Here is a 13,088-nt window from a genome sequence, read left to right on the forward strand (position 1 = left end):
CGCCGGGTCTCATGCCGCGTCAGCCGTCGGTCCCGCGGCCGCTCAACTCCGCCACCACGTCCACGATCAGGTCCTCCTGGCCGGCGATGGCCTGCCGTCGGCCGAGTTCGAAGAAGACTTCGCGCGGGTCCACGCCGGCGGCCCCGGAGAGTTCGACGACCCGGTGCTTGAAGCCGGAGAAGACTCCGGCCAGACCGCTGACGATGCTCATGGAGGCGGTCACCGGTGGTGCGGGCATGAGTTCGCGCTCGGCGAGGTCGGCGGCGTCCAGCAGCGCGTACAGGTCGATGCCCGTGGCGAACCCGCTCCGCTCCAGCACCGGTACCAGCACTTCGAGCTGGGTGTTGCCCGCCCCGGCTCCGAAGCCGCGGGCGCAGCCGTCGATGATCAGGGCGCCGGCGTCGGCGGCGGCCACCGAGTTGGCGACGGCCATACCGAGATTGTTGTGTCCGTGGAAGATCACCGGGACGGTGTCGACCGCCTCGACGATTCGGCCGATCCGCGCGGTGACGTCCGGAGGGAGGAAGTGCCCCGCGGAGTCCATGATCCCCACACCTTGCGCCCCGTAACCGACGGCCCGCGCGGCCTGCTCGGCCAGCTCGTCCGGGGAGGCCATATGGCTCATCATCAGGACGCAGTGGGCTTCGGCGCCCGCGTCCCGCAGGAAGCCCAGGTGGTGTTCGGCCAAGGACGCCTCGGTGGCGTGTACGCCGACGCGGAAGACGTCGACCCCGTGGGCGATCGCCCGCCGGAGGTCGTCGGAGGTGCCCCAGCCGGGCAGCATGAAGGTGCCCAGCCGACTGTGCCGCAGCGCCTCGCGAACGGTCGACAGCATCTCGTCGTCGGTCGCCGCTGCCAGCCCGACCTGCAACGAGGAGGCGCCCAGGCCGTTGCCGTGGCCGACCTCCACCACCGGGATCCGCGCCGCGTCCGCCGCTTCCGCGTAGCGGCGCAGTGCGGTCAGGCCGAGCTGGTGGCGGACGGCGTGCTGGCCGTCGCGCAACGTCGGGTCGTGGATCACCACCTGCTTCACGACGACACCCCCGTCCGGGACACCCGGTCCGGCCGGGCCGCGTACTGCTCGGCGACCATGACGGCGGCGGCGTTGATGATGTCGAGGTTCCCCGCGTACGGGGGCAGGACGTCACTGTGCGCCGTGACCTTCAGGACGATCGTCACCAGGTCGTCGGCGGCGGTGCAGGCGACGACCTCGTACCCGGGGGCGAAGGACCGCACCTGCTCGGCCGCCCGGTCGACCACCGCTCGCACCGCCGCGGTATCGGCGTCGGGCACCCGGGCCCGGATGACGGTGCGGAAGGTGGCCGGTGGCACCGCCGGGCTGATGTTGAGGATCACCTTGACGTCGCTCACGCCGGAGAACGTCGTCACGGCGTGACCGGTGGCCGTCACGTACTCGTCGAGGTTCAGCCTGGTCGCACGGCCGGCCACGTCACTCGCCACGGTCGACACGACCTCCAGGTACGTCACCGGGAATCGGGCCGCGAGCGCGTGCACGACCGGAACGGACGCCTGGCCCCCGCAGCTGATCAGATTGACGTTGCGCGCGGCCTCGGCCGCGACCCCGGTCACGGTGGGCGCCACCATCTGCCCGACCTTGCTGGGGGTCAGGTCGATCACCAGCGTCCCGAGCGGCTCCAGCAGCGGCCAGTGGTCCCGGTGGGACGCGGCGCTGGTGGCATCGAAGACGACGTCGAACGGAATCGGCGCCGCCAGTACGGCCTCGATGCCCGCGGCGGTGGTGGCGCAGCCGAGGCTCTCGGCGTACCGCAGGCCCGCCGACTCCGGATTGCGTCCGGCGACCAGCCGGCAGTCCAGCCCGGGCGACCGGTCGATCTTGCTGACCAGGTCCCGCCCGATCGCCCCGGTGCCGATGACGGCGACCGTCACGGTCTCGACGATGTCCGGACGGGCGTTCGTCAGACCCGCCGCGAGACTCACCGTATGCCTCCGGGGCGCCGGAGACGGCGGACCAGCGGATGACGTGAGTGGCGACGGCGGGCGCCGGTCGTCCGTCTCGCCGCGTCGGGTTCGTAGGTTCTCATGAACGTTGTTCCCACCCTTCCATCTGCGCGCGGCTGCTCCGTGGCGGTCCGGCCGCGGGCGGCCAGGTGCCTCACCGGGATCTCCGTCCGTTCCGGACCGTGCGCCGACGCGGTCGGTCACGATTCCTCTCCTGCGTGCCTCGGGCGGCCGTCGGTCACTCGTCGATCAGTGGTCCGTGCCGGTCGGCAGCCGAGAGGCGAAGCGTCGGTGAGGCGATGCGCGGTCGCGCTGGGAGGACGAGGAATCACCGGCCGCATGTCGTCGCGCCGAAACAATCGGCCGTGAGCACGAACCGGAGGCTTTACTCGGTGTGTGGAAGCCCCGTTGACGGCATGTCCTCCCCTGCACGCACGTCGCCGGCCGCCGATTCACCCGCCCAGCGGCGGCGAACATATCAGAAGACCGCAGGACACAACCCCCCTCACCCGTACATCGGTTGATCTTCCCCGGGAGGCGCTCGACGGCTCCGCCCCGGGCACGTGAGCGGCGGTGGCGTACCTTTCCCCGGAGGACCTGATCTTTCCCTCGACTCCACCCCGGACGCCGACTAGTCTCGGGAACCCCGCGCATCTGGCTGTGCGGGTCTCGGCGCACGACGACGGGCTGGTGGGGCGTCGACGGCGGGGCAGCCACGTCGAAGGGGGAGGCAATGTACTGCCGGTTGCGCTGCCACGCGCTCTCATGACCGCGCCGACGACCGACAAGGCCGACGCGCAACGGCCCGCTCTGGGGCGTGACTTCTCCCGGCTGTGGTGGTCCGCCGCGGTGTCGTCGCTCGGTGACGGGGCCACGATCGCCGCCGCGCCCCTGCTGGCCACCCGTCTGACCGACGACCCCCGCCTGATCGGCGCGGCCTCGGTCGCCTTCACCGCGCCGTTCCTGCTGTTCGGCATCCCGGCGGGGCTGCTGGTGGACCGCATCGACATCCGGGCGATGATGGTGCGCGTCGACGTCGGCCGGGCCGTCCTGCTGGCGGTGCTCACCCTCGGGATCCTCGGTGGCTGGGGCGGGTTGCCGCTGCTCTACGTCTGCATGTTCCTGCTCGGAGTCGGTGAGGTCCTCTGCCGCAACGCCGCCCAGGTACTCGTCCCCTTCATCACCCCGCAGGCCGGTCTCTCCACCGCCAACGCCCGCATCATGGCCGCGCAGGAGGCCGGCACCGGCTTCATCGGTCCGCTCCTCGGCGCGCTGATGTTCGGTGTGGCGACGGCCCTGCCCTTCGGCGTGGACGCGGCCACCTTCCTGTGCTCCGCCGTCCTGATCAGCCGTATCCGCCGCACCAGGCCCGTCGAGCGCGCACCGGACCGGGCCGGCGTGATGTCGGAGATGCTGGCCGGCGCCAAGTGGCTGTTCTCGCATCATCTGCTGCGCAGCCTCGCTCTGGTGTCCTGTCTGATCAACCTCGCCGGGAGCGCGATGCTCGCGGTCCTCGTGGTGCACAGCGGGAAGGAGCTCGGCCTGGGGCCGTTCGGGTACGGCGTCCTGCTCGCCTGCCAAGCGGTGGGAGCCGTCCTGGCCTCACGCTTCGCCCCCGCACTGACGGAACGGCTCGGCCGGGAAGGGGCGTTGGTCGCCACCGCCGTCCTGATCACCACGAGCGAGACGGTGCTCGCCGCCGTGCCCTCGGTGTACGCGGCCGGCGTGGCCCTCGCGATCTTCGCCTGCGGGACGGTGACGTGGAACGTCGTCGTGGTCGTGCTGCGGCAGACCCTGGTGCCGCAGCACCTGCTCGGGCGGGCGAACAGCGTGTACCGGCTCGTGGCCTGGGGCGGACTGCCCGTCGGCGCGGCGGCCGGCGGGTTCGTCGCCGCCGAGGTCGGCACCCGCGCCGTGTTCGGGGCCGGCGCGGTCGTCATGGCGGTGGTCGCGACGGGGCTCCTCGTGGGGGCCCGCCGCCGGTGGATCACCCGCGCCGACCCTCCGCGAACGACGGAAACAGACTGAGCGGGCAGCCGTCCGGCGCACCGCGGGACGCCGGCACCGCACCGAACACGGCAGCGCCCTGGACCGCACCGGCACCGAACACCACAGCGCCGTGGACCGCACCGAACGCGGCACCGTAACGAACGTACGGCCCAGTCCGGAAAGGGACACTCATGACGACGACCACGAGTCCGCGCACCCCGCCCAGGTCGCGACTGGGCCACGCGTACGGGGAGCAGCTCGCGCGGAACGGGTCGACGGGCCATCCCGCGGCCGCGGCCCTGGAGTCCGCCACGCTGAGACTGGCGTACCAGGATCGGTTCCTGGCCGGCCCCGCCTTCCTCGGCGAGAGCGAGCTCCGCACCCTCGTGGGAGACCTCCACACGGTCTACGGGCTGCTGCGCTCGCTGCCGGAGCGCCGGTTCGGCGGAAGCGTCACGGCACTGGCCGCAGCGGTCGGCCTGGACCCCTCGCAGTCGGCGCTGATCACGCGGAGCGCACGGACCGGGTCGCTCCGCCCGCTGGGGCGAGCCGATCTCTATCACGACGGTGCGGGGTTCAAGCTTCTCGAATTCAACATCACCAGCGCGCTCGGCGGTTTCGAGAACGCGGACATCAACCGGGCGATGCTGGCCTATTCCCCGCTCGAAGAGTTCGTACGGCGGCACGGACTGCGCTACGAGGACACGCTGGGCCACATGGTGCGGACCATGTACGCCGAGTGCGCCGCGAACATCCCCACCGGCCGGGCGCCCGTCGTCGCCGTGGTGGACACAGTGGAGAACTTCGCCGTCGTGGGACCTCGACTGCGGGTGTTCGCCGAGAAGCTGGCCGACTTCGGGGTCGAGGGGATCGCCTGCGACCTCGGCGCGATCACGTACCCGAACGGCCGTCCGACGGCCTCGGGCCGAACCGTCGACGTCGTCTTCCGGTATTTCCTGCCCGAAGACCTCACCGACCCCACCGCGGTGGCCCAACTGGAGCCGCTGCTGACCGCGGTCGAGCAGGGCAGGCTGGGCCTGTTCAGCCGACTGGACGCCGAGTTGTACGGCAACAAGGGCACCCTGGCGATGCTCTCCGACGAGGAGCACCGCGACCGGTACGATGCCGCCGAACTGGCGTGCCTCGACCGGATCCTGCCGTGGACGCGGTATGTGCGCCCCCGCGCCACCGACCCCGGCGGCACCCGGGTCGACCTACTCGCCCACGCCCTGGGGCACCAGCACGAACTGATCCTCAAGCCGACGCTGCTGCACGGCGGCAACGGCATCATCGCCGGCTGGACGGTGGACCCTGCCGAGTGGGAAAGCAGGGTCGCCTCGGCGATGGACGGCCCGTTCGTACTCCAGCGCCGTGTACGTCCCACCGCCGAGCCGTTTCCCGACGGCGCCGGCGGCGTGCGGGAACTCTTCCTCAACTGGGGCCTCTACCTGAGCGCACGCGGCGCCGAGGACGACGGCTACGCGGGAGGCTTCGTCCGGGCCAGCGCCGATCCGGCGGTGGGGGTCGTCAGCATGGGCGGCGGTGCCACGGTCGGCTGCGTCTTCCACGGCGGCGACCGCTGATCCCACGCGTCCGAACCCGGCCCGGCGGCGGGGAGTTTCCGCCGCCGGACCCCGTCGTCCGACGGCCGGCTCGCCGCGGAGGTCCCTCAGGGCGACTCCGCGCGCCGATCGCCCTGACACCCCTGGCGGGCAAGCGCATCGGCTCGAGGTCGCCCGCAAAGGCATCGACTCCGGCGAGCCGCTCGGCCGCCGAGATGGGGTCATCCAACGGCTATCCGTTACCGATCGCGTTCTGGATCAGGCATCTCGCCAGCGTCTTTCCGTGGCCGAGCGGCTCTGGCGTCCGTCCTCGTTGGAGGCCGGCCATGGCTCCGTCGTACACGAGCAGTACGTTGCCTGCCAGGGCGGCGGGGGACTCAGTGGTGACGGCTTCCGCCAACTGGTTCAGCCGCGTGAGCAGGAGCGTGGACTCCGCCTCGATCACGGCGCGGACGGGGTGGTCGAGTTCGGGCAGTTCCGTGCTGGTCGCGAGGAAGGCGCACCCGCGGCCCGGGGTGTACCGGTCCCGGTAGGCGGAGACCGCGTCGAACAGAGCCAGAAGCTTCTCGACGGGTGTGGCCGCAGCGTCCACAGCTTCCTGCCACACCTGTTCCCAGCGGTCCAGGCGCCGTTGCAGCGCGGCCGCGATCAGCCCGTCCTTTCCCCCGAAGTGCGCGTAGAGCGTGCCGGGAGCGACGTGGGCGTGGTGCAGCACCTGATCGACGCTGGTGCGGGCGATGCCGTCCCGGGAGAAGAGCTCGTCGGCTGCGTCCAGCAATCGCTCCCTGGCGGGCGGTCTGGCCATGGCTACGGCGGTCTCCTGATCCATGCACCTCAGCATAACGAGCGTTACAGTGAAACGGTCGTTTCAGTGAGGTGGGAGAGGGGCGAACGCCTCGTGCCACTCGCCTGTAACCGGAGGTGCGCCCGTGAAGGAACCGACCACGCCCGGGCCTGTCCGCACCCGAGCGTCCCTCGGTGCGGGCCTGGTCCTCGTCAGTTGTCTGAGCGTGCAGGCCTCAGCGGCACTCGCCTCGACACTCTTCGACCGGCTGGGCGCTCCCGCCGTCGCCGGGCTGCGGCAGCTCTGCGCCGCCCTCGTCCTGATGGCGCTGGTGCGTCCGAGGGCCCGTGGCCACACACGGCGGGAATGGGCGGGCATGCTCGCCTATGGCGCCGCGATGGCCGTAATGAACGTGGCCTACTACTGTGCGGTGGGCCGTCTCCCGTTGGGCGTGGCGGCGACGCTGCTGTTCCTCGGGCCGTTCGTCGTGGCGGTCGCCTCGGCACGCGCCTGGCGCGAAGCGCTCTTCCCGGCAATCGGTCTGGCGGGCGTAGTCCTGGTCACGGAGCCGGGCGGGGCAGTCGAGTGGGCGGGAATCGCCTTCGGGCTACTCTCCGCGCTGGCCCTTGCGTGCTACACCGTCTTCGCCCAGCGTGTGGGCCGGACATCCTCCGGGCTGGAGGGACTGGCCGTATCGGTCGGTATCTCGGCGCTGCTGCTCCTCCCCTTCTCCGTTCCCGCCGCCCCGAGCGTCGACGGATCCGGCTGGGGCCTGGTCGCTGTCTCCGGCACCGTCGGGGTGGCCCTCGCCTTCACCCTCGATTTCCAGGCCGTGAAGATGGCCGGCGCCAAAGTGGTCGCGACGCTGTTCTCCCTCGACCCGGTGATGGGCGCACTCATCGGCGCCCTCGCCCTCGCCGAAGCTCTCTCCGCACCGGTGGTCGTCGGCATGGGACTGATCGTGTCAGCCGGCGCCGTAGCGACCTGGCGTGCTGAAAGCCTCCCGGTTTCGCCGATGCCGACCAGCGCAGACCGCCTGTGACACGGCGACGGGAAAGGCCATCGGCCACGTCATGCGACAAGCTCGCCGTCCGCTACGAGACGACCGTCCTGGTCGCAGTTCTCAACGAATGGCTCCGACTGGCAATGTGCTTCCGGATCTAGCCGTTCTCCCGGCCCGGGAGAGGCGCGCCATCCAGGAAGGCTTCATAGGCATCGGCTGCGTCCGGCTCGACCGCAGGGTCCGAGGGGGCGTAGCGGGTGTCGGCACGGTCCCGCTTCGGACCGGAGACCCAGAACTCCTCGCCGGTCTCGATGTCGTAGAAGTTCGCATCGAACATCCCCCCGGCACGGCGCAGCGTTCGCCCGTGGAAGTTCGCGGTCCCCCACGTCTTCGAGAAGTCCACCCACCCGATCCACGAGGGCCCGCGGTCGGTGTCGTAACCCGTTTTCAGCTGCACGAACATGATGCGTCGAGGCATGCGCCCAGGGTCGCAGAATCCCCCTGGGATCTCACCAGCATTCTCGCAACACGCCCTGCCAGCCGCGCACGACACGGTCTTGTACGTTTCGGCCGGGGCGGAGTACGTGGCGCACGCTACCGCCGTGATTCAGTGCCTGACCGATCCGCTCTCCGGCCTCGTGCCGCCCCATGAACTGGTGTCGCTCCACGGCCACGGGATCGTTCAGTTTCGCTACTCCCCCGCTGTTTGATCACAACTCCGTCACTAACGGAAGAAGTGGATCCTCCGGTGGTATCCAGCTCGCTATGTTCATGCCTCCACGAAGCAACCTGGGGGGACCATGGATTGGAACAGTCCGCAGCACCCGTCGCGTCAGTCCGGCTGGGGGCAGGGCGGTACGGTCACGCCGCACACATCCCCTCCGTCCGGCGGTCCACGGTGGGCGCGGAAGCGCGTCGTTCTCCCCGCCGCAGGCGCACTGTTCGTCCTGGGCGTGGGAATCGGCACGACCGGTGAACAGCCGCAAGACATACAGACAGCCGCAGCGAAGACGAAGCCGGGCCCGACCGTGACCGTGACGGAGACGGCAAAGGTCACGGTCACCGCGAGCCCGGAGCCGGCCCCGACGGTCACGAAGATCAAGAAGGTGCGGGTGACGGTCACAGCGGCACCACCGCAGCCGAAACCCGAGAAGAAGCCAGCACCCCGCGAAGAGGACGCAGGCAGTGACGGCTCGGGAAGCACGTCGGCGTACTACAAGAACTGCACCGCGGTCCGCGCCGCCGACGCCGCACCCATCAGAGCCGGCGACCCCGGGTACGGACGGCACCTGGACCGCGACGGAGACGGGGTCGCCTGCGAATAGGGCCCACCGGCAAGCTGCTGCGGGCGGTGCCGCCGGTGGGTCACGTTCTTCCACGTGCCTTCAGCGGCACCGCCGGCAACTCAGGGGCAGGCAGCGGAGCCCCGTCATATCCCTTGACCTTGCCGAACCGTGCCCCTTCCATCCAGTCCCGGCGGGCCTGTTCGATCTCCGCCTGCGAACGTCCGATCCAGTTCCAGAACATGACCAGTTCCTCCTCGAACGGCTCGCCGCCCAGGAGCATCAGCCCGGCGTCGGAGACGGCGCGCAGAGGCAGTTCGGTGCGCCCGCAGCCGAGGTAGAGCATCGAGCCGGGCAGCACGGGGACGCCGTCGACCTCGGCCTCGCCCGACATGGACAGGACCGCGTACTCGAAGTCGCGGTCCAGGGGCAGGCGGGTCTCGGCGCCACCGGCCAGGGTCACGTCGGCGCCGACGATGGGGGTGTACGCGGTGCCGGGCGAGGCCGCACCGTCCAGTTCGCCCAGGATGACGGTGGCGGTCACGCCGGGGGCGGTGACGACGGGCAGGTCCGTGTGGTGCTGGAAGTGCGGCTCGATGTTGCGGTGCGCTTCCGGGAGGGCCACCCAGAGCTGGGCTCCGTGCAGCAGCCGGGCATGTTCCTTCGGACTCTCCTCGGAGTGGCTGATGGCGCGACCCGAGGTCATCAGGCCCAGTTCGCGGGGGCGTACCGTCTGCAGGCTGCCGAGACTGTCCCGGTGAAGGACTTCCCCGTCGTGGAGCCAGCTGACGGTCTGGAGGCCCATGTGGGGATGCGGCGGCACCTGCATTCCGGGCTCGTCGGCAATGTCGTCGGGGCCGTAGTGGTCCACAAAGGCCCAGGCGCCCACCATGCGCCGGCCCAGATTGGGCAGCAGCCGGCGGACCTCGGTGCCCTCGCCGAGCTGGACGCGGCGGGGGGCGAGAAGCTCACGGACGGGCTCGGCGACGACGAAGCCGCGCCCTCCGCAGACGGAGGGGGTGGCCTGGCGATCGAGATTGCTCATGGCTCTCAACCTATTCCCGTAGGAGCGTGGAGCACCGGGCCCCACGCCAGAATTTTAGTGGAATGTTCAACCATTGTGCGGCGTTGTCATGGCTGAACGTACGGCGGCGCGGTCCGGAGCCGGCCCGCACCACATGAAGGAGGACGCGTGAGCGAGACCGAGACCTACTACGAGTTCGGCACCGCCGCCGACCGGTGGGACCGGGCGCAGATGTTCTTCGAGGCCAAGGAGTACCTGACGGCCGCGCGGATCCTGGGCGGACTCGTCGGGGAAGCGCCGGAGCAAGTCGCGCCGCGGCTGCTGCTGGCCCGCTCCTACTACCACTCCGCCCGGCTGGGCAAGGCGGAGCAGGAACTCCGGGCCGTTCTGGAGCTCGACCCGGTGGAGAGCTACGCGCACCTGATGCTGGGCCGGACGCTGGAGCGCCAGGGGCGCAGCGCCGACGCGGCGCCGCACCTGCGGTTGGCCGCCGCCCTCACCGGAGACTTCAGCCCCGGAGCCGAGCGCCCCTGAGCCGCTCCGCGTCACCGGCCGGGCCCGCACCATTCGGTGCGGGCCCGGTCACCTTTACCCGTCGATGCGAGCACCGGACAATGGGATCTCCAGGACGAAGGGGTGGTAGATGCACGGATCCAGGAGTGCCGCATTAGGCCGGGCGCGGTCGGCCGCGCTCATCGGGCTGGCGGTGGCGGTTTCGGCCGGCTGTTCCGGTGGCGATGACGGGAAGAACCGGGAGGCGGCGGAGCAGACCGCTCGCCCGCCGGGAACCCACAGCTGGACCAGCAGACCCTGCGATCTCCTCAGGGGCGAGGCGCCCGCCGAGGGCTTCACCCTCGGCAGCACCACCGACTCCGCTTCCCCCGACGCCCAGGAGGGCATCGGCGAGAACGGCGCGCGGCCGCTCTACCAGCAGACCGGCTGCCTCGCGGACCTGAAGGCCCCGGACGGCACGTTCTGGAAGCTCAGCACCAGGGCCTCGGTGTACGAGGCCGCCGAGGCCGCCCGTCACGCGTACCGCGTCAAGGAGGACCTCGACCGTGCCCACGGACGCGGGCCCGAGAAGGTCCACGACGCCGCCTACGCGATACCGGCCGACGACCGGGGAAGCCCCGGCCGCACCCTCCTCCTGTGGAACGGCGACCTCGTGCTCACGGTGTCCGCGTACGCACCGCACGGGAGCCCGGAACACGACGTGCGGGAAAACCTCGAACAGATCGTCGGCAACGCGGCACGCCGCACGGAGACCGGCCTCCGCGATCACGACGCCTCTTCACCCGCACCCTGACGACCTCCGCTCCCTGCCGCCTTACGCAACGGCCCTCCCGGCGGTGCCGCGGGACCGCCGAGGCGCTCGGGCCGGCGGCGCGGACCGAACCGGTGCCGGCCGGCCGGGATCCGGCGCGGTGGTCCGGCCGGCTCGGCGTTCTGGCGGATGGACCTCGCCCGCTGCCGCTGGCCGAACTCAGCGGGCGGTCGGGCGGGGAAACGTGGGGCTGGGCCACTCGCTCACCGCGCCCCCACGACCGGCTGAACGCCACTGCCCTGCGCCCCCCGTCCGCCGAGCGTCACTGCGCAGCACCCGCCCAGCCCGGCCGACCGGGCGTCACGCCCCCTCGCCCTCCCGCCAGTCGGGCCGGACCAGTACGGCGGTGGCGACGATGCCGTCCTCGATCCGCCACTGCCCGCGCAGCGTCGTCGGCAGGGCCGGGTCCGTGAGGAGCAGACGCGCGGCGAACGTGCCCTCGGCGGCAGCGCCCCCTTGAGGCGTGTCGTCGTTGCCGCCTCGACCGCCCGTTTGCTGGAACGTCAAGTCCGCCTCGACGAAATCGAGTTCGATGCCCGTGACCGGATACCAGGTCTTGAAGACGCTCTCCTTGGCACTGAACAGGACACGATCCCAGTGGATTTCGCCCTTCCCCTCCGGCACGGGCGGACCGATCCGGGCACGTTCGGCGGGCAGGGTCACCAACTCCCGTACGCCGGTGGGGAGCGGGGCGTGCGGTTCCGCGTCGATGCCGAGCGACAGCACGCCCTTCGCGTGGGCCAGAGCGGCCGCCCGGTACCCCTCGCAGTGAGTGAGGCTGCCGACGATTCCCTCGGGCCACAGCGGTCGTCCCCGGTGGCCGTGGAGCACGGCCACGGGTGGCAGACCGAGTCCGGCCATGGCGCGCCGGGCGCAGGCGCGGGCCGTCGCGAAGTCGTTCCTGCGTTTGGCCACGCTCTTGGCGACCAGCGCCTCCTCCTCCGGGAAGAGGGTTCCGTCGGGGACGGTCGCCGCGCGGGTGGCAGCACAGGAGACGTCGGCGGGCAGCAGTCGCTCGATCACGAGGAGCCTCCGGGGGTGCGCCGCTGCGCGGACGGTTCGGCGTCGGTGCGGGCCGGTGGGGCGGGTTGCCCCTCGTAGGGGAGGATCTGCCGCAGCAGGCCTCGCGGGTGCCCCCTCTCGCGCCACTCCCTGGGGTAGCCGATGGAGACCTCCTCGAAGCGCACCCCGTCGTACCAGGTCGTACGGGGGATGTGGAGGTGGCCGTAGACGACGGCGGTGACGTTGAAGCGCCGGTGCCAGTCGGCGGTCAGTTCGGTGCCGCACCACTGGGCGAACTCCGGATACCACATGACCGACGTGGGTTCCCGGACCAGCGGCCAGTGCCCGGCGAGGACGAGGGGTATCTCGGGGTCGTGCTCCGCGAGCCGGCGTCCGGTCGCGGCGACCCGGGCGCGGCACCAGTCCTCCCGCGTCGGGTAGGGGTCCGGGTGCAGGAGGTATTCGTCGTTGCAGACGATGCCGGACTCGTGCGCGACGGCCAGCGACTCCTCCTTCGTGTGCGTTCCCGGGGCGCGGAAGGTGTAGTCGTACAGGAGGAAGAGCGGCGCGATCGCCACCGGTCCGTCCGGGCCCGGCCAGAGCGGGAACGGGTCTTCCGGAGTCGTCACTCCGAGGTCCCGGCACAGCTCCACGAGGTGGTCGTAGCGGGCCTGGCCGCGCAGTTGGACCGGATCCTGGGCCAGGGTCCACAGCTCGTGGTTGCCGGGGGTCCAGATCACGTGGGCGAAGCGCTCCGCGAGGAGTCCGAGCGTCCACCGGATGGCTTCGGGCGTCTCCGCCACGTCGCCGGCGACGATCAGCCAGTCCGCGTCGGACGTCGGGTGCAGGGACTCCACGATGGCCCGGTTGTCGGTCACCGCGGCGTGCAGGTCGCTCACGGCCAGCAGACGGCCCGCGCGCTCCTGTCGGCCCCCGTCGCCGGGGGCGGGAACGGCAGTGGGGGCACCGTGCGGTGCGGGGTCGCTCGGAGGCGTCATGGGCGCTGATTTCCCGATCTGTCGGCAGTGGTCCGGCTCCGTCCGCACGGTGGGGAGCCGCTGGGAACGTAGCCTCTCACGCTCCCCTCGCGGTTCCCCCGGGGTTTCGGGTAACGGGCGCGCGGGGCAGGGCCCTTGC

Annotated in this window: 13 protein-coding genes; 6 read left to right on the plus strand and 7 right to left on the minus strand. The window is 71.3% G+C overall.

Going from position 1 to position 13,088, the window contains the following annotated elements; all coding sequences use genetic code 11:
- Positions 1-19: 19 nt before the first annotated feature.
- Together dmpG and N7925_RS01855 are read right to left on the minus strand one after the other, a co-directional pair.
- The gene (dmpG, locus tag N7925_RS01850) at positions 20-1,033 is read right to left on the minus strand and encodes a 4-hydroxy-2-oxovalerate aldolase (RefSeq protein WP_265597727.1); all 1,014 of its coding nucleotides are present in this window, start codon (positions 1,031-1,033) and stop codon (positions 20-22) included.
- The gene (locus N7925_RS01855) at positions 1,030-1,959 is read right to left on the minus strand and encodes an acetaldehyde dehydrogenase (acetylating) (RefSeq protein WP_265597728.1); all 930 of its coding nucleotides are present in this window, start codon (positions 1,957-1,959) and stop codon (positions 1,030-1,032) included. Before N7925_RS01855 ends, dmpG begins: the two co-directional genes overlap by 4 nt.
- 786 nt (positions 1,960-2,745) lie before the next feature.
- On the opposite strand from N7925_RS01855, the gene N7925_RS01860 reads away from it, so the two are divergent.
- Together N7925_RS01860 and N7925_RS01865 are read left to right on the plus strand one after the other, a co-directional pair.
- Entirely contained in the window at positions 2,746-4,008 is a 1,263-nt protein-coding gene (locus N7925_RS01860; RefSeq protein ID WP_274342807.1) for an MFS transporter, read from the plus strand.
- Positions 4,009-4,160: 152 nt separating this feature from the next.
- Positions 4,161-5,552, plus strand: coding sequence for a hypothetical protein (locus N7925_RS01865; protein ID WP_274342808.1), 1,392 nt, complete (start codon positions 4,161-4,163; stop codon positions 5,550-5,552).
- 211 nt (positions 5,553-5,763) lie between these two features.
- Here the strand turns inward: N7925_RS01865 and N7925_RS01870 are convergent, their stop codons facing one another.
- Positions 5,764-6,360: a TetR/AcrR family transcriptional regulator gene (locus tag N7925_RS01870; RefSeq protein WP_274342809.1), complete on the minus strand. Its 597-nt coding sequence runs from the start codon at positions 6,358-6,360 to the stop codon at positions 5,764-5,766.
- 100 nt (positions 6,361-6,460) lie between these two features.
- Between N7925_RS01870 and N7925_RS01875 the strand changes: the two genes are divergently transcribed.
- Entirely contained in the window at positions 6,461-7,357 is an 897-nt protein-coding gene (locus N7925_RS01875; RefSeq protein WP_274342810.1) for an EamA family transporter, read from the plus strand.
- A 118-nt stretch (positions 7,358-7,475) separates the two neighbouring features.
- Here N7925_RS01875 and N7925_RS01880 read toward each other — a convergent pair whose 3' ends face one another.
- Positions 7,476-7,796 (minus strand): hypothetical protein, encoded by a 321-nt coding sequence (locus tag N7925_RS01880; RefSeq protein WP_265597733.1) that lies wholly within the window; start codon positions 7,794-7,796, stop codon positions 7,476-7,478.
- 556 nt (positions 7,797-8,352) lie between these two features.
- On the opposite strand from N7925_RS01880, the gene N7925_RS36055 reads away from it, so the two are divergent.
- Positions 8,353-8,643 carry an excalibur calcium-binding domain-containing protein gene (locus N7925_RS36055; RefSeq protein ID WP_322784772.1) on the plus strand — a complete coding sequence of 97 codons (291 nt, stop codon included), beginning with the start codon at positions 8,353-8,355 and terminating at the stop codon, positions 8,641-8,643.
- Between the two features lie 40 nt (positions 8,644-8,683).
- On the opposite strand, the gene N7925_RS01890 is transcribed toward N7925_RS36055, so the two are convergent.
- Positions 8,684-9,646 carry a pirin family protein gene (locus N7925_RS01890; RefSeq protein WP_274342812.1) on the minus strand — a complete coding sequence of 321 codons (963 nt, stop codon included), beginning with the start codon at positions 9,644-9,646 and terminating at the stop codon, positions 8,684-8,686.
- 147 nt (positions 9,647-9,793) lie between these two features.
- On the opposite strand from N7925_RS01890, the gene N7925_RS01895 reads away from it, so the two are divergent.
- Together N7925_RS01895 and N7925_RS01900 are read left to right on the plus strand one after the other, a co-directional pair.
- Positions 9,794-10,159, plus strand: coding sequence for a tetratricopeptide repeat protein (locus N7925_RS01895; RefSeq protein ID WP_265597736.1), 366 nt, complete (start codon positions 9,794-9,796; stop codon positions 10,157-10,159).
- Between the two features lie 109 nt (positions 10,160-10,268).
- The gene (locus N7925_RS01900; RefSeq protein ID WP_274342813.1) at positions 10,269-10,931 is read left to right on the plus strand and encodes a hypothetical protein; all 663 of its coding nucleotides are present in this window, start codon (positions 10,269-10,271) and stop codon (positions 10,929-10,931) included.
- Positions 10,932-11,249: 318 nt separating this feature from the next.
- Here the strand turns inward: N7925_RS01900 and N7925_RS01905 are convergent, their stop codons facing one another.
- Both N7925_RS01905 and N7925_RS01910 read right to left on the minus strand, forming a co-directional pair.
- Complete coding sequence (locus N7925_RS01905) at positions 11,250-11,972, minus strand: 4'-phosphopantetheinyl transferase family protein (RefSeq protein ID WP_265597738.1); 723 nt, start codon at positions 11,970-11,972, stop codon at positions 11,250-11,252.
- Entirely contained in the window at positions 11,969-12,949 is a 981-nt protein-coding gene (locus tag N7925_RS01910; RefSeq protein WP_274342814.1) for a metallophosphoesterase family protein, read from the minus strand. The genes N7925_RS01905 and N7925_RS01910 overlap by 4 nt, the downstream gene beginning before the upstream one ends.
- Positions 12,950-13,088 lie beyond the last annotated feature (139 nt).

The sequence above is a fragment of the Streptomyces sp. CA-278952 genome, from assembly GCF_028747205.1.
Classification (GTDB): domain Bacteria; phylum Actinomycetota; class Actinomycetes; order Streptomycetales; family Streptomycetaceae; genus Streptomyces.